The organism is Streptomyces sp. NPDC052721 (assembly GCF_040678315.1).
Classification (GTDB): domain Bacteria; phylum Actinomycetota; class Actinomycetes; order Streptomycetales; family Streptomycetaceae; genus Streptomyces.
Genome location: NZ_JBFATL010000030.1, coordinates 44,950 through 66,628, shown reverse-complemented (window position 1 = coordinate 66,628; position 21,679 = coordinate 44,950). Strand labels below are relative to the sequence as shown.

Below are 21,679 nucleotides of genomic sequence, written 5' to 3'. Positions count from 1 at the left end.
GGGCGTCAGCGGCCCCCGCAGCGCGACGCGTTCGACATCACCCTCTCGGAATGCCCAGGTTTGCACCGTCGGCCGTCCAGGATGCAGGCAACGATGTGCAACCTGCGGAGGTCATCCGACATGAGAGGGACCCGGCGCACACGGCTGTGCCTGGCCGGGGTGATGGCAGCGTCCACGCTGATCGCCACCCCCGCCGCACGCGCCGCCGAGCGGACCGACGGCCACCTCACCGACCTGGTCAACCCCTTCATCGGGACCCAGAACGAGGGCAACACCTTCCCCGGCGCGGCCGTGCCCTTCGGCATGGTGCAGCTCTCCCCGGACACCGGGCACAGCACCGGCTACGACTACGCGCAGAACCGTGTTCGCGGCTTCTCCCTGGTCCACCTCTCGGGCGTCGGCTGCCGCATCGGCGGCGACCTGCCCGTGCTGCCCACCACCGGCGACGTCACCCAGACGGATGACGCCCAGTACGCGGCGGCCTTCTCGCACGACGACGAGGAGGCGAGCCCCGGCTACTACCGGGTCGGCCTCGCGTCCGGCATCCGCGCCGAACTCACCGCGACCGCCCGCACCGGCGTCCAGCGCTACACCTTCCCGGCCACCGACAAGGCCAACGTCCTGCTGAACGCGGCCCAGTCGCTGCACAAGGCGGTGAGCAGCTCGGTGCAGATCCTGGACGACCGCACCGTGCGCACCGAGATCACCGGCCACGGCTTCTGCCGGGACACCGGCCCCTACACGGTCTACACGATCACCCGCTTCAGCCGGCCCTTCACCGCCTACGGCACCTGGAACGGCGGGACCGTCACCCCCGGCGCGCGGAGCGGACCCGGCGGCGCCTACGTCCGCTTCGACACCACCCGGAACCGCACGGTCGAGGCCACCACCGCCCTGTCGTACGTCGACTCGCGCGGCGCCGCCGGGAATCTGCGCGCCGAGGGCGGCCAGGCCTTCGACGCCGTACGCCACCGGGCCCGCGAGGAGTGGGAGCGCCGGCTCGCCGCCGTCCGGGTGCGCGGCGGCACGCCCACGCTCCGCCGGACCTTCTACTCCTCGCTGTACCGCTCCCACCTCGCGCCCAACATCGGCAGCGACGCCGACGGCCGCTACTTCGGCTGGGACCGCCGTACCCACCGCGCCCGCGGCTTCACCTACTACCAGAACTGGTCGCTGTGGGACACCTACCGCACCCAGGCCCAGCTGCTCGCGCTGCTCGCCCCGCGCGAGGCACGGGACATGGCCCGGTCGGTGGTCGCGGTCGACGAGGACGGCGGGTGGCTGCCCAAGTGGGGTTACGGCCCGGTCGAGACGAACATCATGAGCGGCGACCCGGTCACCCCGTTCCTGACCACCGCCTACCGGATGGGGCTCCTGAAGGGATTCGAGGAGCGGGCCTACCGCGCGCTGAAGAAGAACGCCGACGGTGTGCCGCCCGCCGAGTACCCGGGTATCGGCCGGGAGGCCAACGCCGAGTACATCGCGGACGGTTTCGCGCCCTACGTCAAGGGGCGGCCGTACGCCAAGATGGGCGACTCCGACTACCACCACGGCGCCTCCGTCACCCTGGAGTACGCGCTCGCCGACGCGATGCTCGCCCAGATGGCCCGCGGCCTCGGCCACGAGGACGACGCCGCCCGCTATGCCGCCCGCTCGCGCAACTACCGGAACGTCTTCGACCCCGGTACCGGCTTCTTCCGCGCCCGCGACGCCTCCGGCGCCTTCACCGGCTCGCCCGACCCGGCCCGCGGCACCGGCTTCCACGAGGGCACGGCCTGGCAGTACCAGTGGCTCGTCCCGCAGGACGTCCCGGGCATGGTCGGGTTGATCGGCGGCACGCGCGCGGCCAACGCCCGCCTGGACGCCTTCTTCGCCTACGAGCGGCTGCTCGCGGACCCGGAGGGGACCGCCCGCGAGGTGTGGGTGCACGGCGACCCGTACGCGTACTACAACGCCGCCGTCTACAACCCGATGAACGAGCCGGACCTCATCGCGCCCTACACCTACCTCTCCACCGGCCAGCCCTGGAAGACCACGGACGTGGTGCACGCCGCGCTGACCCTGTTCACCGACAGCCCCACCGGCATGACCGGCAACGACGACCTCGGAACGATGTCCGCCTGGAACGTCCTGTCGTCCATCGGGATCTTCCCGGTCCAGCCCGGCTACGACACCTGGGGACTGACCACCCCCGTCTTCGACCGCGTCGACCTCACCCTGGACCGCGGCTACTGGCCCACCGGCCGGCTGACGGTGACCGCCCCCGGGACCTCGGCCGGCGACCGCTACGTCCAGGCCGTGCACACGGACGGCAGGCCGCACGGCCGGACCTATCTGCCGGCCGGGGCGCTGCGCTCCCTGCGCTCCCTCGCCTTCACGGTCGGCCCGCGGCCGTCGGAGTGGGGTACCTCACCCGCAGCGGCGCCGCCCGTCCTGAAATGACCTCAGCCGTCGCCTGCGTCCCGCCGCTTTCACCGGCGGCGGGACTTAACCTGGCGTTAACTGTGCGTAGTGTGATCGTACTTGACCGTAATCGGCCAGCAGGGATTGACTGCTGATCCGCCCTTCGTCGACGCGTGAGGCAAGCCCTTGACTTCCGACCTGCTCGCTCCACTCGACCTGGCTTTCTGGAACATGGAGTCCGACCGGCACCCGATGCACCTCGGCGCGCTCGGTGTCTTCTCCGCGCACTCGCCCACCGCCGGGGCCCACGCCGCCGACCTGCTCGCCGCCCGGGCCGCCGCAGTACCCGGCCTGCGCATGCGCATCCGCGACCTCTGGCAGCCGCTCGCCTTCGGCGGCGCCGCCCGCGAGACCGACCCGGACTTCGACCCGCTGAACCACGTACGGCTGCACGCCCCGACCGACGACTTCCACGCGGACGCCGGCCGGCTGATGGAGCGCCCCCTGGAACGCGGCCGGCCGCCCTGGGAGGCGCACGTGCTGCCCGGCGAGGACGGGGTGTCCTTCGCCGTGCTCTTCAAGTTCCACCACGCCCTCGCCGACGGGCTGCGCGCGCTGAAGCTCGCCGCCGGCGTCCTGGACCCCGTCGACCTGCCCCAGCGTGCGCCCCGCGCCATCGAGCCGCCGCGCGGCCTGCTGTCCGACGTGCGCCGGCTGCCCGCGCGGATGCCCGGGCTGGTCCGGGGCGCGCTGTCCGACGTGGGCCGGGCCCTGGACATCGGCGCCTCGCTCGCCCTGTCCACCCTCGGCATGCGGCCGTGCGCCGCGCTGACCTCCGCGCCCAGCGGCACCCGCCGCACCGCCGGGGTCGTCCTCGACATCGACGACGTGCACCGGGTGCGCAAGAGCGCCGGCGGCACCGTGAACGACGTCCTCATCGCCGTCGTCGCCGGCGCGCTGCGCCGCTGGCTGGACGAGCGGGGCGACGGCAGCAAGGGCGTGGCGCCCCGCGCCCTGATCCCCGTCTCCCGGCGCCGCCCGCACACCGCCCAGCCGCAGGGCAACCGGCTCTCCGGGTACCTGATACGGCTTCCGGTGGGCGAGAGCGACCCGCTCGGCCGTCTGGAAACGGTGCGGACCGCGATGATCCGCAACAAGGACGCGGGTCCCAACCGGGGCGCGGGCGCGGTGGCGCTGCTCGCCGACCACGTGCCGGCGCTAGGCCACCGGCTGGGCGGGCCGCTGGTCGGTCAGGCGGCCCGGCTGTGGTTCGACATCCTGGTCACCAGCGTGCCGCTGCCCGGGCTCGGGCTCCGGCTCGGCGGCCACGAGCTGACCGAGGTGTATCCGCTGGCGCCGCTCGCCCCCGGCCAGGCGCTTGCGGTCGCGATCTCGACGTATCGCGGGCGCGTGCACTACGGGCTGGTCGCCGACGCGGAGGCCGTGCCGGACCTGGACCGGTTCGCTCACGCGGTGTCGGCGGAAGTGGAGACACTACTGGCCGTCTGCGACGGCTGAGCGCCGGGCCCGGGGTCCCCACCCGCACCACCGTGCGGCTTTCGCCGCGGGTGCGGAGTGGGGGCGGCGGTGCCGGTGTCTTCCATGGGGCGTGCGCGCTACGGCGGCTGCCGGCGCGGTGGGCGGCCTGCGGGTGCGGGTGTCCCCGTAAGGCGCAGGCCGGCGCCGGCCTGCGGGTGTGTGGCGACGCGGTCGGCGGGCCCGGTGGGCGGCCGGTGGATGCCGCTGGTCTCCGTGGGGCGTGCGCCGTCGTGGACCACCGGCTCCTCAGCTCGCCCCGGCAGGTCACCGGCCGCACCCTCCCGCACCGCCTGGCCACTGGCCTCTCGATCCGAGCTGCCGGGCCACCCGAGCCGCGCCCGTGGTCGCAGCCGTCCCGCCCTGGCCGACGCCCTGGCTGCTCGCGCGCCACAGCCGTCCGACCACGACCACCGAGCCCCGCCGGCCACCCCGTCCGTCGCACCGCGACCCCTCGGCCGTGCCCTTCCCCGCGCCCGCTTGCCACCGGAAGGCGCACACCGCCCACGGAGGCCGCCCCCACCGCCGGCCGCCATCGCCCCGCACCCGCCGGCGGCAGCGGTTTGGCGCACTGGGCCGGGCTCCGTAAAATTCGCTGTTCGAAAGCGGGCGCGAGTCGGAGCGCTGCGCGGGTGATCAGGGAAGCGGCAGCGCGATGACGGTGACAGACGACGGCTCGGCGGCGATGGACGTGCCCACGGACGCCGCCATGGACGAGGCGGTCCACGGGCCCGGTATCGACCCGGAGCGGCTGGCCGTCTGCCTGAGCGTGCTGGAGGAACTGGACCGGCTCGACGTCGACCACCCCGACGCGATCGCGGTCCGCCGTGCCACCTCGCACATCTACCGGACGGTGAAGCAGCGCCGCCGCCAGGAGCGCCGGGCCGCCAAGACCGCGCACGACCGTGCCGTCACCGAGGCCACCGCCACCGGGTCCGCCGAGCGCATCGACGACGAGACCGAGGGCATCCTGCCCTCCTCCAAGGTCGAGTCCGGCCGGATCGCGGGCATACTCCAGCGCCCGCGCTCCTGCTACATCTGCAAGCAGCGCTACGTCGAGGTCGACTACTTCTACCACCAGCTGTGCCAGAAGTGCGCCGCAGAGAACCGCGCCAAGCGGGACGCCCGCGCCGACCTCACCGGCAAGCGCGCCCTGCTCACCGGCGGCCGGGCCAAGATCGGCATGTACATCGCGCTGCGCCTGCTCCGTGACGGCGCGCACACCACCATCACGACCCGCTTCCCCAAGGACGCCATCCGCCGCTTCAAGGCGATGGAAGACTCGGCGGACTGGATCCACCGCCTGGAGGTCGTCGGCATCGACCTGCGCGACCCTGCCCAGGTCGTCGCGCTGGCCGATCAGGTCGCCGAGGCCGGGCCGCTGGACATCCTGATCAACAACGCCACGCAGACCGTGCGCCGCCTGCCCTCCGCGTACGCCGCCCTGGTCGAGGGCGAGAGCGCTCCGCTGCCCGCCGGGGAGCTTCCCGCCCACCACGTCATCGGCGCCTTCAACTCCGGGGCGGTCGACGGCCTGGCCGCGCTGCCCGTCGGCACCAGCGGCCTCGACGCGCAGAAGGTCGCCGACCTCGCCCTGGTCGCGGGCAACGCCAGCGTCGCCCGGCACCTGGACGGCACCGCCATCGACGCGGGCGGCCTGCTCCCCGACGTGGTGGAGTCCAACACCTGGGTGCAGACGATCGAGCAGATCTCCCCGGTGGAGCTGCTGGAGACCCAGCTGTGCAACTACACGGCGCCGTTCATCCTGATCAGCAAGCTCCGCCCGGCCATGGCCGATGCCGCGAGGAAGGCGGCGAGCGGACGGGCGTACGTCGTGAACGTCTCGGCCATGGAGGGCGTCTTCAGCCGGGGCTACAAGGGCGCGGGCCACCCGAACACCAACGCCGCCAAGGCCGCCATGAACATGGTGACGCGGACCAGCGGCCACGAGATGTTCGAGACCGACCGCATCCTCATGACCTCGGTCGACACCGGCTGGATCACCGACGAGCGCCCCCACTACGACAAGCTGCGCCTCGCCGAGGCCGGCTTCCACGCACCGCTCGACCTGGTCGACGGCGCCGCCCGCGTCTACGACCCGGTCGTGCGCGGCGAGGCGGGCGAGGACCTGTACGGCGTCTTCCTGAAGGACTACGCACCCGGCAAGTGGTAGACGAAGGGCAGAGCCGCCGCACGGGTGACGCGCGGGCGTGAGCCACGGCGGCGGCGCCAGTCCTCCACCGTGCCCGCGTCGACGCCGGCCGTACGGCCCTCCTCACCGGCCTGACGCAGCGGCAGCGCATCGTCGTCGGCCGGGTCCGCGTCCCCACGGACCAGCGGAACACCCGCTCCCCGGCCCGGGCGCGCACCGCCTCGGCGGCGCCGCGCGCCCGGGCCGTCTCGTCGCCGGGCAGAGCACCGGCCCGGTGCCCCGCACCAGCCCCACGAGCTTGCCGCCGGGCAACAGCATGTGAAGAGGTGTTCGTTCCTGTAGGCCACATGGGTGATTCGCCGCGTCGTCCGAGTGAGCGGCTTGTTTCAAAAGGCCCCATATTAGGGGGTATTGAGGAGCGGCTGGAAGCGTATTGGTTACAGCTTGTTTGCACTCCCTATCGAGCGGATGTCCGCTCATTTGGTTAATCTGGTGCCGACGGACACCAGTACCGGGGTTCCACCCACACCCACCGTCCGTCCTGGGGCGAGCCGGCGGACAACGGCCTGCTCTGACAGAGGAACCGGCGCCACCGCGTCCGAACTGGCCTTCCATTCAGACCCGAGCGGGCGTCGAGCACCGGAGCGCAGACTGTCCGGTACGCCCTGAGGGTGACCGACACATAAGGAGTGCGCGGTGACACCGGAGAAGACGAATCGCGAGCAGCGCCCCGAGGAACACACGGAGCGCACGGGCCGCCGGCCCGGAGAACTCGGCAGCCTCGACGTGTGGGCCCGGTCCGCCCCGATCCGCCTCGCGGGTTACGAGGACGACCTCGCCGAGCCCCACATCCTGCCGAGCGTGGACTGACCCCCGGGTCGGTTCCTTCGCGATCGCCGCCCGCGTGGGCGTGACAGACGCACGCCCATGCGGATCGGAGAAGCCGCGGCCCGCACACCGGCCGCGGATCCCGCCTCTCGCGCCTCGGCCACCGGTTCCACCGCCCGTCACCTCCCGGGCGCAGGCCCCTCGCCCAGCTCCGCCACCGGTGCCGTCCGCCGCCACGGGCTCAACTCCTCCAACTCCCGCGCCAGCTCCAGCAGCACGGCCTCCGTGCCCGGCCGGCCCACGAGCTGTACGGCACAGGGGGCGCCCGAGGGCAGACTGCCGGCCGGCACGGACATCGCCGGCCAGCCCGTCAGGTTCCACGGCGGGGTGAAGGGCGAGTAGGCGGTGTTGACCAGGACGTTGCGCAGCCAGCCGCGCTCGTGCCACGGCCCGGCCTGCGGGGAGCGGCGGGCGAGGGCCGGGGTGAGCAGCACGTCGTACTCGGTGAAGAACGGCGTCAGCCGGGCACGCAGCCGCTCGCGCGCCGCGCCGGTGCGGACCGGCCGGACGAACCGGCGGCCCACGGCCGCGTGCACCCGGGTCCGGCGGGCCAGCCGCGCCCGGTCCAGGCCCTCGGCGTCCACCGCCGTACCCGCCGTCCAGTGCTGGAGCGCGGTCACGCCCAGGGAGAGCGGGTACGGCGGCTCGGCCCGCCGCACCTGATGCCCGGCCCGGGCCAGCACTCCGGCCGCCTGCCGGACCGCGGCCGTATACGACCGGCTCACGCTCACCCCCGCGAGCGGACTGCGCAGGCCGACGGCGATCTTCCGGCGCGCGCCTTCCAGCGGCCGTACGAACTCCGTGTCCGCGAGCACCTCCAGCATCAGCCGCAGGTCCTCGACCGTCGTGGCCAGCGGGCCGTTCTCCGACATGCCGAACCAGTCGCCGTCGCCGATCCCCGCCGGCACCACCCCGTGCCCCGGCTTCAGCGTGACCAGACCGCAGTTCGCGGCCGGGATGCGCAGGGAGCCCATCCCGTCGTTGCCCAGCGCGAGCGGCACGAGTCCCGCTGCCACCGCCGCCGCGCTGCCGCCGGAGGAGCCGCCCGCCGTGCGGGAGAGGTCCCACGGATTGCGTGCGATGCCGTACGGACCCTCCGTGGTGCCGAAGACGCACAGCTCGGGCACGTTCGTCAGCCCGACGACCACCGCGCCCGCCGCCCGCAGCCGGGCCACCGTCACATGGTCGTCGGCGGCCGGGGCGTCCGGGGTGGCGGCGGAGCCGTTGCGGCACGACTCGCCGCGCACCGCCAGATTGTCCTTGACCGCCAACGGCACACCGGCGAGCGGCAGTTCGGTCAGATCGGCGCGGGACGCCAGCTCGTCGGCCTCGGCGAGCGCCGCCTCCGCCCGGACCTTCCGGAACGCCCCGATCCGGCCGTCGAGCCGCTCGATCCGCGCGAGGTGCTCGGCCACCACCTCCCTCGGCGTCACCCGCTTCTCGCGGACGGCGGCGGCGATCTCGGCGGCACTCCGGCCGGCCCAGCTGCTCACGGGCGCTCCTCGTTACTCATGGGTACGGAAGGCGGGCAGGAAGAACTGTGCCCGCTCAGGGGGCCGCACGTCGAGAGGCCGTGCACCGTCATTGACTTCCACGGAAGTCTCCGACAACGATGTCAAGGCCAGTCGTCACAGCAGGTACGTCCCGTCCCTCATGGAGGCCTCCGCTCGTGAACCCCACCAGACGCACGGTCCTGATCGCCGCCGGCGCCGCCGCCCTGACCCCCGCGCTGCCCGCGCAGGCCGCCCCGCACACCGCCGCCGCGATCCCGCCGTACGCCTCCTACTGGTACCCGGACTCGCTGCCCGCCGGCAGCCCCGGTCCCGGCATCACCTGGCGCAGCCTGAAGAGCTGGCGTGCGGCCGACGACCCCGATCTCGCGTTCAACGCCGCCTCCGTACCGCTCGCCGCCCGCTTCACCCCGGCCCCGGCGAACACCACCGCCCGCTCCGGACAGGCCCGCGTCCAGGCCCTCGTCTCCTTCGGACCCACCGCCGCCAACCCCTCCCAGGGCTCGGCCACGGCCGACTACTACGCCCTGACCCACTGGGCGTACATCGACGAGCTGGTGTTCTGGGGCGGCTCGGCCGGCGAGGGCCTGATCCTCGCGCCGAACGCGCCCATCGTGGACGCGGCCCACCGGCACGGCGTCCCCGTCCTCGGGAACATCTTCCTGCCCCCGGTGGCCTACGGCGGACAACTCCAGTGGACCCGGGACCTGGTGCAGAAGGACGCCGGCGGTCACTACCCGCTCGCCGCGCAACTCGTCGCGGTAGCGGCGGCGTACGGCTTCGACGGCTGGTTCGTCAACGCCGAGACCAGCGGCGGCAACACCGCGCTGGGCACGGCCATGCTGGGCTTCCTCAAGGAGCTGAAGGCGCTCGCGGCGGCCAAGGGGCAACGGGTGACCTGGTACGACGCCATGACCGTGAACGGCACGGTCAGCTGGCAGGGTGCCCTGAACAGCCAGAACCAGGCGTTCTTCGAGGCCGCCGACGACATGTTCGTGGACTTCCGGTGGAGCGCGGCCACCCTCGCCGCCTCGGGCACGAAGGCAGACCGACTGGGGCGCAGCCGCTACGAGTTGTGGGCGGGCGTCGACGTCGAGTCGAACGGGTCCGGTACGTCCGTGAACTGGGACGCGATCGTGCCGACCGGCAAGCCCCACGTCACCTCGATCGGCTTCTACCGGCCCGAGTGGACCCGCAACCACCTGCCCGCCGACCAGCGCGCCCCCGAGGACTTCCACGCGGCCGACGACCGGTTCTGGACCGGGCGGTCGCTGGACCCGTCGCGGCCCGACGCGAGTGATCCGTGGCGGGCGCCGGCGGTGTCCGTGGCGGACCGGTCGACGGTGACCTCGGTGCCGTTCGCGAGTGTGTTCAACACCGGGCACGGCCTGCGCTGGTACGAGGACGGGGTCGTCACCTCGCAGGCGCCCTGGAACCACCTCGGGCTCCAGGACCGGTTGCCGTCGCGGCGATGGGCGGTCCGCACGGCGGGGGAACGGCCGGCGGTGTCCTTCGACTTCGCCGACGCCTGGCGGGGCGGGAGCAGTGTGCTGGTCGCGGGTGAACTGGATCAACCAGTGGTGCTGGATCTGTACGCCACCCGACTGCCGATCGGTGTGAACACGGTTGTCGAGCTGACGTCCCGGAGTGAGTCTGGGGATGTGAACGTCGAGCTGGCGGTGGCGACGGCCGAACCGAGCGCGCCGGGGGAGACACCGCCGTACACCTATGTGGCTGTCAACTCGGTCAACAGCGGAGCCCGGGTTCGGTCGGTCAACGGCTGGCAGAGCGTGACCGTACCGCTCACAGGGCTTTCCGGCACCGTCCACGCGCTCGGCATCCGGCTCACCACGACCGAGGGCCCGGTCCGCTGGCGGCTGGGCGGTCTGGCCGTACGCGACACCGTCACCACACCCGCCGCCCCCTCCGGCGCCCGCGTCACCGCGGCGAACGGCGGCGATCTCCGCCTCGCCTGGACCGCCGCTCCCGGCGCCGTCCGCCACTACACCCTCCACCGCCTCCTGCCCGACGGCACCCGCCGCTTCCTCGGCGCCACCGGCCAGCGCGCCTACTTCGTCGCCGGTCAGCGGCCCGAACAAGGGGAGACGGCCGCGCGATTCGAACTGCGAGCGGTGGGGGAGCTCTACAACGCCTCGACCCCCGTGACCGTGACCCACCCCTGGTAGTCACCCGGAACCCCAGGGAGCACCCCGCACGCATGACGACCGCACGCTGGTCGAAGCCCGTCTCACAACTCCACATGCACCACTCGGTGCGTCGGCTTCGTCAGCTCCAAGCTGGACAGGTGCTTCTTCAGCCTCTTCGCCATAGGAAGGTAGGTCCCAAGAGTGAGCCCGCCAGAAACAACCGCCCCGACGACGGGGATAGCCTTCGAGACGGTTTTTGCGAAGGTCTGCTTTGTCATCTGGACGCCGAGGTAGCCCGCGACTTTTTTCTCGATGGGGTAGATGACGCCCTGGGTGAGTGCCTTCTGAGGTAGCTTCTTGGCGACCTGTTTCGACATCATCCCCGCGACCTTCCCCACGGCAGCGTTCGCCGATTGGGTGCCGAACATGACACCGACGAAGAGCGTGAGGACTCCCTTGGTCGCGTCATCGAGGTCATCGTTGTCGCCGGAGAACAGATCAGGCCAGCTATAGAGGTAGGCGAGCTTCTGCGCGATACGCAGCACGTGGCCGAAGTACTGGGCCACATCGGCGGGCACAGTGGCGGGAAGGGCGACGAAGCCAGGTATCCCGGCAGCCGCAGAGAGAGCGCTGGCCTTGGCGGTTTCGTAGCCTATGGAGTCGTTGGCCGCTGCGCGACTCCGGGTTTTCGATCCCTTTGCTCGTGGCCATGGCAGGAACCTACAGTACCCGGGAGGCGACTATCTCCCACTGCCCGTCGGACCGTTCACGGCGACGTATCACTCGACCATGACCAGAAGTCGAGAACACTTGACGGCAGAACCTAGCCACCGAGCTGGGCCCGTAGCCACTCCTCCACCTCGCCCACGTGAGCCGCTGCCGCGGCCCGGGCCGCCTCGGGGTCGTGGGCGGCGAGGGCGCGGTGGATGGCGGCGTGTTCGCGGCGGGTGCGGGCGAAGGCGCCTTCCTCCTGGTAGCCGCGCCAGACGCGGGCGCGGAAGGTGCGCGAGGACAGGCCGTCCAGGATGGCGGCCATGGTCTCGTTGCCGGCGGCGGACGCGATCTCGCGGTGGAAGGCGAGGTCGTGGGCGAGGATCTCCTCGGGGTCGTCGGTGGCGTTCATCGACGCCAAGTGCTTCTCCACGGCGGCCAGTTGGTCGTCGGTGATGCGCGCGGCGGCCAGCGCTGTCGCCGTCGACTCCAGGATCCGGCGCACCTCCAGGAGTTCCACCAGGCGCGGGCCCCGGGACAGGTCGGCGACCACCCCGAAGGTCTCCAGCAGGTCGCCGGCCTCCAGCGCGGTGACGTAGATCCCGGACCCGTGCCGTGCTTCCAGGACGCCCATCACCGTCAGGGCGCGGATCGCCTCCCGCATCGAGCTGCGCGAGATACCCAGCTGAGCTGCCAGTTCGCGTTCGGTGGGCAGCCGCTGGCCCGGCTCCAGCCGGCCCTCGGCGATCAGCGCCTTGATCTCCTCGATGGCGCGCTGGGTCACCGTGCCCTTCTGCGGGGCTGCCTCGTCCACGCCACTCCTCCACTCACCGGGTGCGTCGCAGTCTAGCCAGCCGAGTGGTCGGACCACTACGTGTCGTCGGCCGGAATTTTCGCTGCACGAGGGTGTTCCGTGGCCCGAGTGGTCTGATAAGTATGCGGTCGTCTGCTCGAACCCCCCTCGACGAGGAGCCGCGAGATGCCCGCCAGCACAGTGAGCAAACGCAGCAGGTCCCGGATCACCGGCGCGGCGGCCCTGGCCGTCGGCGCCTCGCTCGTGCTCGCCGCCTGCGGCAGCACGAAGGACACCGCGAGCGCGGGAAGCGGCGGCACCGGCAAGGTCGGCGTGATCCTGCCGCTGCTGACCTCGCCGTTCTGGCAGTCGTACAACGACTACGTGCCCAAGATGGCCAAGTCCGAGGGCGTCGAGGTGCTGAAGACGGTCAACTCCAACAGCGACCCCTCGCAGCAGATCACCGACATCGACAACGAACTCACCCAGGGCGTCAAGGGGCTGGTCGTCGCCCCGCTGGACAGCGCCGCCATCCAGGCCGGGCTCGACCAGGCCGAACGCAGGGGCGTACCGGTCGTCGCCGTGGACGTCGCGCCCGACAAGGGCAAGGTCGCCATGGTGGTGCGCGCCGACAACGTCGCCTACGGCAAGAAGGCCTGCGACTACCTCGGCCAGCACGTGAGCAGCGGCAAGGTCGTGCAGATCATGGGCGACCTGGCATCGGTCAACGGCCGCGACCGCTCCGAGGCGTTCCGGTCCTGCGTGAAGGAGAAGTACCCCGCGCTCAAGGTGCTGGAGATCCCCGCCAAGTGGGAATCCGACACCGCCGCCGCCAAGCTCGACACCCTCCTCAACGCCAACCCCGACATCAAGGGCATCTACCTCCAGGCGGGCGGCGTCTATCTCGCCCCGACCCTGCAGACCCTGAAGTCGAAGAACATGCTCAAGGCGGCGGGGCAGAAGGGGCACATCGCGATCGTCTCCAACGACGGCATCCCGCAGGAGTACGAGGCCATCCGCAAGGGCCAGATCGACGCCACCGTCTCCCAGCCGGCCGACGCCTACGCCAAGTACGGCCTTTACTACATCAAGGCGGCGATGGAGGGGAAGAAGTTCAAGCCCGGCCCGACCGACCACGACTCCACGATCGTCCAGCTGCCCAGCGGCATCCTGGAGGACCAGCTGCCCGCCCCGCTGGTCACCAAGGACAACGTCGACGACCCCAAGCTGTGGGGCAACACGGTCGAATGAGCACGCCACTCGTGGAAGCACAGGGGATCGTCAAGCGGTACGGCCCCACCGTCGCCCTCGCCGACGGCCGGCTCACCGTACTGCCCGGCGAGTCCCACGCCCTCGTCGGCCGCAACGGCGCCGGCAAGTCCACCCTGGTGAACATCCTCACCGGCCTCCAGGCCCCGGACGCGGGCACCGTCCGCTTCGACGGCGAGCCCGCGCCCCCGCTCGCCGACCGGGACGCCTGGCGCCGCAAGGTCGCCTGCGTGTACCAGAAACCCACGGTCGTACCGGAGCTGACGGTCGCGGAGAACCTCTTCCTCAACCGGCAGCCGCAGGCACGGGGGTTGATCAGCTGGCGCCGGCTGCGCAGCGAGGCCGCCGGCCTCCTCGCCGCCTGGGACGTCCACGTCGACCCGGAGGCCCGTACCGCCGACCTCAAGGTCGAGGACCGCCAGATGGTGGAGATCGCGCGCGCGTTGAGTTTCGGCGCCCGGTTCATCGTGCTGGACGAGCCCACCGCCCAGCTCGACAACCGGGAGATCGAGCGGCTGTTCAGCCGGATGCGGGCGCTCCAGGACTCCGGTGTGACCTTCCTGTTCATCTCGCACCACCTGCAGGAGGTGTACGAGGTCTGCCAGACCGTCACCGTGCTGCGGGACGCCCGCTGGATCACGACGGCTCCCGTCGCCGAGCTGCCCAGGGCGGCCCTGGTGGAGGCGATGGCGGGGGAGTCGATCGCCGAGCACGCGCAGTCGCGTGTCACCGTGACCGACGCGGCCCCGGTCGTGCTCGACGTGTGCGGCCTCACCTCCACCGCGTACGACGGCATCGACCTCACCGTCCGCCGCGGTGAGGTCGTGGGACTCGCCGGGATCAGCGGCAGCGGCAAGATCGAGCTGGCCGAGACCCTCGCCGGACTGCACACCCCGGCCGGCGGATCGGCCCTGCTCGAAGGAGAGCCGCTGCCGTTCGGCGACGTGCGGGCGGCGCTGGACGCGGGCGTCGGCTGCGTGCCCCGCGACCGGCACGAGCAGGGGCTGGTCCCCGGCATGACCGTCGGCGACAACACCACCCTGAGCGTCCTGGACCGGCTCGGCCGCTTCGGTTTCGTCGGCACCGACCGCAGACGCGGCGTCGCCACCGAGCTGATCGACCGCCTCGACATCCGCACCGAGGGCCCCGGACAGCCCGTCTCCGACCTGTCCGGCGGCAACGCGCAGAAGGTCGTCATGGCCCGCGCCCTGGCCTCCGACCCCCGCCTGCTCGTCCTGATCAACCCCACGGCGGGCGTCGACGTGAAGTCCAAGGAGTCCCTGCTGGCCCGCATGGACAGCGCCCGAGAGGACGGCACGGCCGTGCTCGTCGTCTCGGACGAACTCGACGATCTGCGCCGCTGCGACCGCGTCCTCGTCCTCTTCCACGGCCGCATCGTCGCCGAGCACCCGGCCGGCTGGCGCGACCACGAGCTGATCGCCTCCATCGAAGGAGTGGACCATGGCTGACACCAAGGCCCCGCCGCTCACCTCGCCCCGCCTTCCCGACCAGCGGGCGGCGCGGGCGGTGCTGCTCCGCCGCGCCCGCGAACTCGCGCTCGTACCAGCCTTGTTGCTGCTCATGGTGCTGGGCGCGGTGGTCAACGACTCGTTCCTCACCGAACGGAACCTGATCTCGATCCTGGGCGCCTCGGCCGCCCTCGCCATGGTGGTGCTCGCCGAGTCGCTGGTGCTCATCACCGGCAAGTTCGACCTGTCCCTGGAGTCGGTCGTCGGCATCGCGCCCGCCGTCGGCGCGCTCCTCGTCCTGCCCGCGGCGCAGTCCGGCTGGGGCACCGGGTTCCCGGCGCCGGCCGCCCTGCTCGCGATCCTCGTCGTGGGCGCGGCCGTCGGCGCCTTCAACGGCGTCCTGGTCGTGAAGTTCAAGCTCAACGCGTTCATCGTGACGCTGGCGATGCTCATCGTGCTGCGCGGGCTGCTGGTCGGCGCCACCAAGGGCAAGACCCTGTTCGGCATGCCCGACAGCTTCTACTCGCTGGCCACCACCACCTTCCTGCACATCCCGATGTCGGTGTGGCTCGCCGCCGTCGCCTTCGCCGTCACCGGGGGCGTGCTCAAGTACCACCGCGTCGGGCGCGCCCTGTACGCCATCGGCGGCAACGCGGACGCCGCCCGCGCCGCGGGCATCCGCGTGGAGCGCGTGATGCTCGGGGTGTTCGTCGTCGCCGGTGCCCTCGCCTCCGTCGGCGGCATCATGCAGACCGGCTACGTCGGCGCGATCAGCGCCAACCAGGGCCAGAACATGATCTTCACCGTGTTCGCGGCGGCGGTGATCGGCGGGATCAGCCTGGACGGCGGCAAGGGCACCATGTTCGGCGCCCTGACCGGCGTCCTCCTCCTGGGCGTCGTACAGAACCTGCTCACCCTCGCCCAGGTGCCGTCGTTCTGGATCCAGGCCATCTACGGCGGCATCATCCTCGTCGCCCTGATGATCGCCCGTGTGACGACGGGCCGCGCCCAGGACTGATGAACCGTCACCTTCCCTCAGCAGAAAGGGCCTCCGTGTCCGACGCCCCCGCCCGCGTCATCGCGGTCGACACCCACGACATCCGCTTCCCCACCTCGCGCGAGCTGGACGGCTCCGACGCGATGAACCCGGACCCCGACTACTCGGCGGCCTACGTCGTCCTGCGCACCGACGCCGCCGACGGACTGGAGGGACACGGATTCACCTTCACCATCGGGCGGGGCAACGACGTCCAGGTCGCCGCGATCGACGCGCTGCGGGGCCATGTGCTGGGCCGCGACGTCGAGGAGCTGTGCGCCGACCCCGGCTCGCTCTTCCGGGACCTGATCGCCGACAGCCAGCTGCGCTGGCTGGGCCCCGAGAAGGGTGTGATGCACATGGCGATCGGGGCCGTCGTCAACGCCGCCTGGGACCTCGCCGCCCGGCGGGCCGGCAAGCCGCTGTGGCAGCTGCTCGCCGACGCCGAACCCGAGTGGCTGGTCCGGCAGATCGACTTCCGGTACATCACCGACGCCCTCACCCCCGAGGACGCCCTCGACCTGCTCAGGCGCGGCAGAGCGGGTGCCGAGGAGCGCCGGGCCCGGCTCCTGGAGCGAGGCTTCCCCGCCTACACCACCTCCCCGGGCTGGCTCGGTTACGACGACGACAAGCTCGGCCGGCTCGCCGCCCAGGCCGTCGCCGACGGCTTCCGGCAGATCAAGCTGAAGGTCGGCGCCGACCTCGACGACGACATCCGCCGCTGCCGGGTGGCCCGCGCCGTCGTCGGACCGGAGATCCGCCTGGCGATCGACGCCAACCAGCGCTGGAACGTGGACGAGGCGATCCGCTGGACCAACGCCCTGGCCGAGTTCGCCCCGTACTGGATCGAGGAGCCCACCAGCCCCGACGACGTCCTCGGTCACGCCGCGATCCGCCGCGCGGTCGGCCCCGTGAAGGTCGCCACCGGCGAACACGTGCAGAACCGGATCGTGTTCAAGCAGATGCTCCAGGCCGGCGCCCTCGACATCGTGCAGATCGACGCGGCCCGCGTCGGCGGGGTCAACGAGAACCTCGCCATCCTGCTCCTCGCCGCCAAGTTCGGCGTCCCCGTCTGCCCGCACGCGGGCGGGGTCGGCCTGTGCGAACTCGTCCAGCACCTGTCGATGTTCGACTACCTGGCCGTCTCGGGCAGCACCGAGGACCGGGTCATCGAGTACGTCGACCACCTCCACGAGCACTTCGTCACCCCGGTCGTCATCCGCGACGGCCACTACACGGCACCCACCGCGCCCGGCTTCTCCGCCGCCCTGCGCCCGGAGTCCCTCGTGCGGTACACGTTCCCCGGCGGCACCTACTGGGCCGCCGACCCCGACACCCAGAAGGGACAGGCCGCATGAGCGACTTCGCGGGACTGAGGGCCCTGGTGACCGGCGGTGCGTCCGGCATCGGCCGGGCCACCGCCGACCTCCTCGCCGCCCGCGGCGCCCAGGTCGCGGTCCTCGACCTGGATCCGTCCGCGGTGGAGAAGCCGCTCCTCGGGCTGCGTGCCGACGTCACCGACGACGCCTCGGTGCGTACGGCCGTCCAGGACGCGGCCGAGGCGCTGGGCGGCCTGGACATCCTGGTGAACAACGCGGGCATCGGCGCCCAGGGCACCGTCGAGGACAACGACGACGCCGAGTGGCGGCACGTCTTCGACGTCAACGTCCTCGGCACGGTCCGCACCGCCCGCGCCTGCCTGCCGTACCTGCGCCGCGCCGCCACCGCCCGCCCGGGCACCGCGGCGATCGTCAACACCTGCTCCATCGCGGCCACCGCCGGCCTTCCGCAGCGCGCCCTGTACAGCGCCACCAAGGGCGCCGTGTACTCCCTGACCCTCGCCATGGCCGCCGACCACGTCCGCGAGGGCATCCGCGTCAACTGCGTCAACCCCGGTACGGCGGACACCCCGTGGATCGGCCGGCTGCTGGACGCGGCCGAGGACCCGGCCGCCGAACGCGCCGCCCTGGAGGCCCGCCAGCCCACCGGGCGGCTGGTCTCCGCCGCCGAAGTCGCCGGTGCCATCGCCTACTTGGCGAGCCCCCTCTCCGGCGGCACCACCGGCACCGCCCTCGCCGTCGACGGCGGCATGCAGGGCCTGCGGCTGCGCCCGGCGGCCGACCGGTGACCGCCCTCGGCCGCGGCGGCGTCGAGGTCACCTCCCTGGGCCTCGGCGTCGCCGCCCTCGGCAACCTCTACACCCCGGTCGGCGACGAGCAGGCGCACGCGACCGTACAGGCGGCCTGGGAGCGCGGCATCCGCTACTTCGACACCGCCCCCCACTACGGCCTCGGCCTGTCCGAACGCCGTCTGGGCGCGGCCCTGAGGGAGTACGACCGCGCCGACTACACGGTCTCCACGAAGGTCGGCCGCCGCCTGGAGCCGGACGACGGCACCGGCGACGACCTGGCCAACGGTTTCGACGTACCCGCCACCCACCGCCGCGTCTGGGACTTCACCGCCGACGGCGTCCGCCGCACCCTGGAGGCGAGCCTGGAACGCCTCGGCCTCGACCGGGTCGACGTCGTCTACCTCCACGACCCCGACGACCACGCCGAAGAGGCCTTCCGCGAGGGCTACCCGGCCCTGGAGAAGCTCCGCTCGGAGGGCGTGGTGGGCGCCATCGGAGCGGGCATGAACCAGGCGGAGATGCTGACCCGGTTCGTCCGTGACACGGACGTCGACGTGGTGCTCTGCGCGGGTCGCTACACCCTCCTCGACCAGAGCGCGGCCACCGAGCTGCTGCCGGAGGCCGTACGGCGGGGCGTGTCCGTGGTCATCGGCGGCGCCTTCAACTCCGGCCTGCTCGCGGATCCGACACGCCGCCCGACGTACGACTACACCCGGGCGCCCCAGGAGTTGCTGGACCGGGCGCTGCGGATCGAAGAGGTCGCCGAACGCCACGGCACCACCCTGCGCGCCGCCGCCCTCGCCTTCTGCTCCGCCCACCCGGCCGTGGCGAGCGTCCTGGCCGGCGCCCGGTCGGCGGCCGAAGTCCACGACTGCGCCGACCAGTTCGCGACACCGGTGCCGGACGACTTCTGGCGGGAACTGCGCGCGACCGGCCTGCTGCCCCCGGAGGAACCGTCATGAGAGTGGCCCTGCACACCAAGGTCCGCGCGGACCGGATCGCCGAGTACGAGGCGGCCCACCGCGCGGTCCCGGAGGACCTCACCGACGCCATCCGCGCCGCCGGGGCGACGTCGTGGACCATCTGGCGCAGCGGTACGGACCTCTTCCACGTCCTGGAGTGCGCGGACTACGCCCGTCTGCTCGCCGAGCTGGAACGGCTCCCGGTCAACGCGGCCTGGCAGACCCGGATGGCGGACCTGCTCGACGTGGCGCACGACTACTCCGCCGAGGGCGCGGCCGCCACCCTGCCCGTCGTATGGGAGCTGCCATGAGCGTCGACGCACACCACCACGTCTGGGACCTGACCGTCCGCGACCAGGACTGGATCCGGGGCCCCGAACTCCGGCCGCTGCGCAGGAACTTCACCGTCGCCGACCTGGAACCCGAGGCGCGCGCCGCCGGAGTCGACCGGACCGTCCTCGTCCAGACGGTCACCGTGCCCGAGGAGACCCCCGAGTTCCTCGCCCTCGCCGCCGCCCACGACCTGATCGCCGGGGTCGTCGGCTGGACCGACCTCACCCGCCCGGGCATCGCCGACGAACTGGCCCGGCTGCGCGCGCTCCCCGGCGGCTCCTACCTCAAGGGCATCCGGCACCAGGTGCAGGGCGAACCCGACCCCGAGTGGCTGCTGCGGCCCGACGTCCTGCGCGGCCTGGCCGCCGTGGCCGACGCCGGACTGGTCTACGACCTCGTGGTCCAGCCCCACCAGCTCCCGGCCTGCGCGGCGGCGGCCCGGGCCCTGCCCCAGCTCACCTTCGTCCTCGACCACCTGGGCAAACCGCCCATCGCCTCCGGGGACCGCGCGTCCTGGGCCGCCGGCCTGCGGGCCCTCGCCGCCCTCCCCAACACCGTCGCCAAACTGTCCGGTCTGGTCACCGAGGCCGGCCCGGACACCCGGAACCCCGCCGGCCTGCGCCCGTACGTCGACACCGCCCTCGACGCCTTCGGCCCCGCCCGGCTGATGGCCGGCTCGGACTGGCCGGTGTGCACCCTGGCCATGACGTACACCGACGTCCACGCGCTCACCCGCGAGCTGACGGCAGGGCTCGGCGACGCGGACCGCACGGCGCTGTTCGAGACCACCGCGACCCGTGTCTACGACCTCTGAACCGCGCCCGCGAGCCGTGTCGGCGGCAGATACTCCCGCACGAACGTCCGCTCCCAGCACGCCCCCGTCTCCCGCAGCTCCCGCCAGGTCGTGTACCGGTACCGGAACAGCCGGGCCCGGACATAGCGCGGCGGGGTGTCCGGCGGGAACGGGGAGCGGCGCAGCAGCCGCAGCGTGTCCCGGTCGTTCTCCAGCAGGCGTTCCACCAGGCCGCCGAACCACTCCCCGGCATAGGCGGGCGACAGCGCCGCGAACCACATCAGCCAGTCCAGGCGCAGATGGTAGGGGGCGAACTGGCGCGGCCAGCGGCGGGGATCGCCGGGCTTGCCCCTGAAGGCGTACTCCCGCCAGTCCGAGTCCGGGTGCGGCGTGTCGTCCAGTGTGCCCTCGACCACCACCTCGTAGCGGACCCGGCTGACGCTGCCGAACGCGCCGTAGGTGTTCACCAGGTGCAGCGGGTCGAAGGAGCGGTTCATCACCTGCCGGCGGGAGACCATGTTCACCACCGGGCGGTAGCTCAGGAAGAGCAGCAGCGCGGCGACCGCGAGCACCAGCGCCTCGTACCACAGCGGCGCCGCCGGCACCGACGGCGCGGTCGTCGGCAGCTGGAGCGCGGACAGGGCCAGCACGATGGTGATCCAGTTCAGCCAGGAGAAGTTGCCGGAGAGCACCAGCCACAGCTGGGTGACGATCATCAGCGCGGCGGCGGCCGAGGCGATCGGCTGCGGGGTGAACAGCAGGACCGGTACGACCAGCTGGGTGACGTGGTTGGCGGCCACCTCCACCCGGTGCAGCGGCTTGGGCAGATGGTGGAAGAACCAGCTCAGCGGGCCCGGCATCGGCTGGGTCTCGTGGTGGTAGTCCAGACAGGTCAGCTGCCGCCAGCAGGCGTCGCCCCGCATCTTGATCAGCCCGGCGCCGAACTCCACCCGGAACAGGATCCAGCGCAGCAGGAACAGCACGACGACCGGCGGCGCCACCTCGCCGTTGCCGAGGAACGCGGCCAGGAAACCCGTCTCCAGCAGCAGCGACTCCCAGCCGAACGCGTACCACGTCTGGCCCACGTTGACGATCGACAGATACAGCGCCCACGGCACCAGCCACAGCAGGATCCCGGCCCACAGCGGCAGCAGCGAGTCCGCCCCGGCCAGCAGGGCCGCCGACACCGCGCACCCCGTCCAGGCGCAGGCCGCGAAGAAGCGGTCGGAGTAGTGCAGATGAAACAGGCTCGGGGCGTGCCGGAACCGCACCCGGGCCAGGTGGCGGGGGATCGGCAGCATTCCGCGCTCGCCCAGCAGGGCCCGGAACTGCAGGGCCGCCGTCAGGAACGCGACCAGGTACACGGCGGCCAGAGCCCGCTGGAAGACCAGCCGGCTCAGCCAGTAGTCGGGTGCGGTGAACCAGTCCACGGCTGTGCGCGCCCTCCCTGCGGCGACACCGGCGCCGCTGTCGTCACGGCGTTCCCCGAGTTGCCAGCCAAACCTGAGCAATGCCAACAATAGGGCGTAATCACCCACAGTGATG

16 protein-coding genes and 1 pseudogene are annotated in these 21,679 nt (G+C 72.3%); 13 read left to right on the top strand and 4 right to left on the bottom strand.

The features are described 5' to 3' along the window. Nucleotides 1–120 precede the first annotated feature (120 nt). The 4 genes from AB0L21_RS26205 (at nt 121) to AB0L21_RS26190 (ending at nt 6,961) form a co-directional block, all read left to right on the top strand. Complete coding sequence (locus AB0L21_RS26205; protein WP_365786738.1) at nt 121–2,442, top strand: GH92 family glycosyl hydrolase; 2,322 nt, start codon at nt 121–123, stop codon at nt 2,440–2,442. Nucleotides 2,443–2,589: 147 nt separating this feature from the next. Continuing rightward, a complete protein-coding gene (locus AB0L21_RS26200; protein ID WP_365786736.1) occupies nt 2,590–3,921 on the top strand; it encodes a wax ester/triacylglycerol synthase family O-acyltransferase in 1,332 nt (443 codons plus the stop codon). Between the two features lie 673 nt (nt 3,922–4,594). After that, complete coding sequence (locus tag AB0L21_RS26195; protein WP_365786734.1) at nt 4,595–6,112, top strand: SDR family NAD(P)-dependent oxidoreductase; 1,518 nt, start codon at nt 4,595–4,597, stop codon at nt 6,110–6,112. Between the two features lie 675 nt (nt 6,113–6,787). Further along, nucleotides 6,788–6,961 (top strand): hypothetical protein, encoded by a 174-nt coding sequence (locus AB0L21_RS26190; protein WP_365702181.1) that lies wholly within the window; start codon nt 6,788–6,790, stop codon nt 6,959–6,961. A gap of 137 nt (nt 6,962–7,098) precedes the next feature. Here AB0L21_RS26190 and AB0L21_RS26185 read toward each other — a convergent pair whose 3' ends face one another. After that, nucleotides 7,099–8,472: an amidase family protein gene (locus tag AB0L21_RS26185; RefSeq protein WP_365786732.1), complete on the bottom strand. Its 1,374-nt coding sequence runs from the start codon at nt 8,470–8,472 to the stop codon at nt 7,099–7,101. A 176-nt stretch (nt 8,473–8,648) separates the two neighbouring features. On the opposite strand from AB0L21_RS26185, the gene AB0L21_RS26180 reads away from it, so the two are divergent. Beyond that, the gene (locus tag AB0L21_RS26180) at nt 8,649–10,676 is read left to right on the top strand and encodes an endo-beta-N-acetylglucosaminidase (RefSeq protein WP_365786730.1); all 2,028 of its coding nucleotides are present in this window, start codon (nt 8,649–8,651) and stop codon (nt 10,674–10,676) included. Between the two features lie 62 nt (nt 10,677–10,738). On the opposite strand, the pseudogene AB0L21_RS26175 reads toward AB0L21_RS26180, so the two are convergent. Both AB0L21_RS26175 and AB0L21_RS26170 read right to left on the bottom strand, forming a co-directional pair. Beyond that, nucleotides 10,739–11,305 (bottom strand): annotated as a pseudogene (locus AB0L21_RS26175) (hypothetical protein); the annotation flags it as partial. A 155-nt stretch (nt 11,306–11,460) separates the two neighbouring features. Continuing rightward, on the bottom strand, nt 11,461–12,162 hold the full coding sequence (locus AB0L21_RS26170) for a FadR/GntR family transcriptional regulator (protein WP_365702187.1): 702 nt from the start codon (nt 12,160–12,162) through the stop codon (nt 11,461–11,463). A gap of 165 nt (nt 12,163–12,327) precedes the next feature. Between AB0L21_RS26170 and AB0L21_RS26165 the strand changes: the two genes are divergently transcribed. The 8 genes from AB0L21_RS26165 to AB0L21_RS26130 are packed head-to-tail and all read left to right on the top strand — an operon-like array spanning nt 12,328 to nt 20,155. Continuing rightward, nucleotides 12,328–13,392: a sugar ABC transporter substrate-binding protein gene (locus AB0L21_RS26165; protein WP_365786727.1), complete on the top strand. Its 1,065-nt coding sequence runs from the start codon at nt 12,328–12,330 to the stop codon at nt 13,390–13,392. Then, nucleotides 13,389–14,879 carry a sugar ABC transporter ATP-binding protein gene (locus tag AB0L21_RS26160; RefSeq protein ID WP_365786725.1) on the top strand — a complete coding sequence of 497 codons (1,491 nt, stop codon included), beginning with the start codon at nt 13,389–13,391 and terminating at the stop codon, nt 14,877–14,879. The genes AB0L21_RS26165 and AB0L21_RS26160 overlap by 4 nt, the downstream gene beginning before the upstream one ends. Next, nucleotides 14,872–15,897, top strand: coding sequence for an ABC transporter permease (locus tag AB0L21_RS26155; RefSeq protein WP_365702192.1), 1,026 nt, complete (start codon nt 14,872–14,874; stop codon nt 15,895–15,897). The genes AB0L21_RS26160 and AB0L21_RS26155 overlap by 8 nt, the downstream gene beginning before the upstream one ends. Nucleotides 15,898–15,932: 35 nt before the next feature. Then, nucleotides 15,933–17,273: an L-fuconate dehydratase gene (locus AB0L21_RS26150; protein WP_365702194.1), complete on the top strand. Its 1,341-nt coding sequence runs from the start codon at nt 15,933–15,935 to the stop codon at nt 17,271–17,273. Next, nucleotides 17,270–18,043, top strand: a complete 774-nt coding sequence (locus tag AB0L21_RS26145; RefSeq protein WP_365786723.1) for an SDR family oxidoreductase — start codon at nt 17,270–17,272, stop codon at nt 18,041–18,043. Before AB0L21_RS26150 ends, AB0L21_RS26145 begins: the two co-directional genes overlap by 4 nt. Then, nucleotides 18,040–19,008, top strand: coding sequence for an aldo/keto reductase (locus AB0L21_RS26140; RefSeq protein ID WP_365786721.1), 969 nt, complete (start codon nt 18,040–18,042; stop codon nt 19,006–19,008). Before AB0L21_RS26145 ends, AB0L21_RS26140 begins: the two co-directional genes overlap by 4 nt. Beyond that, the gene (locus AB0L21_RS26135; protein ID WP_365702200.1) at nt 19,005–19,319 is read left to right on the top strand and encodes an L-rhamnose mutarotase; all 315 of its coding nucleotides are present in this window, start codon (nt 19,005–19,007) and stop codon (nt 19,317–19,319) included. Before AB0L21_RS26140 ends, AB0L21_RS26135 begins: the two co-directional genes overlap by 4 nt. Next, entirely contained in the window at nt 19,316–20,155 is an 840-nt protein-coding gene (locus AB0L21_RS26130; RefSeq protein ID WP_365786720.1) for an amidohydrolase family protein, read from the top strand. The genes AB0L21_RS26135 and AB0L21_RS26130 overlap by 4 nt, the downstream gene beginning before the upstream one ends. On the opposite strand, the gene AB0L21_RS26125 is transcribed toward AB0L21_RS26130, so the two are convergent. Beyond that, nucleotides 20,143–21,564: a lipase maturation factor family protein gene (locus tag AB0L21_RS26125; protein ID WP_365786718.1), complete on the bottom strand. Its 1,422-nt coding sequence runs from the start codon at nt 21,562–21,564 to the stop codon at nt 20,143–20,145. The genes AB0L21_RS26130 and AB0L21_RS26125 overlap by 13 nt on opposite strands. Between the last annotated feature and the right edge of the window lie 115 nt (nt 21,565–21,679).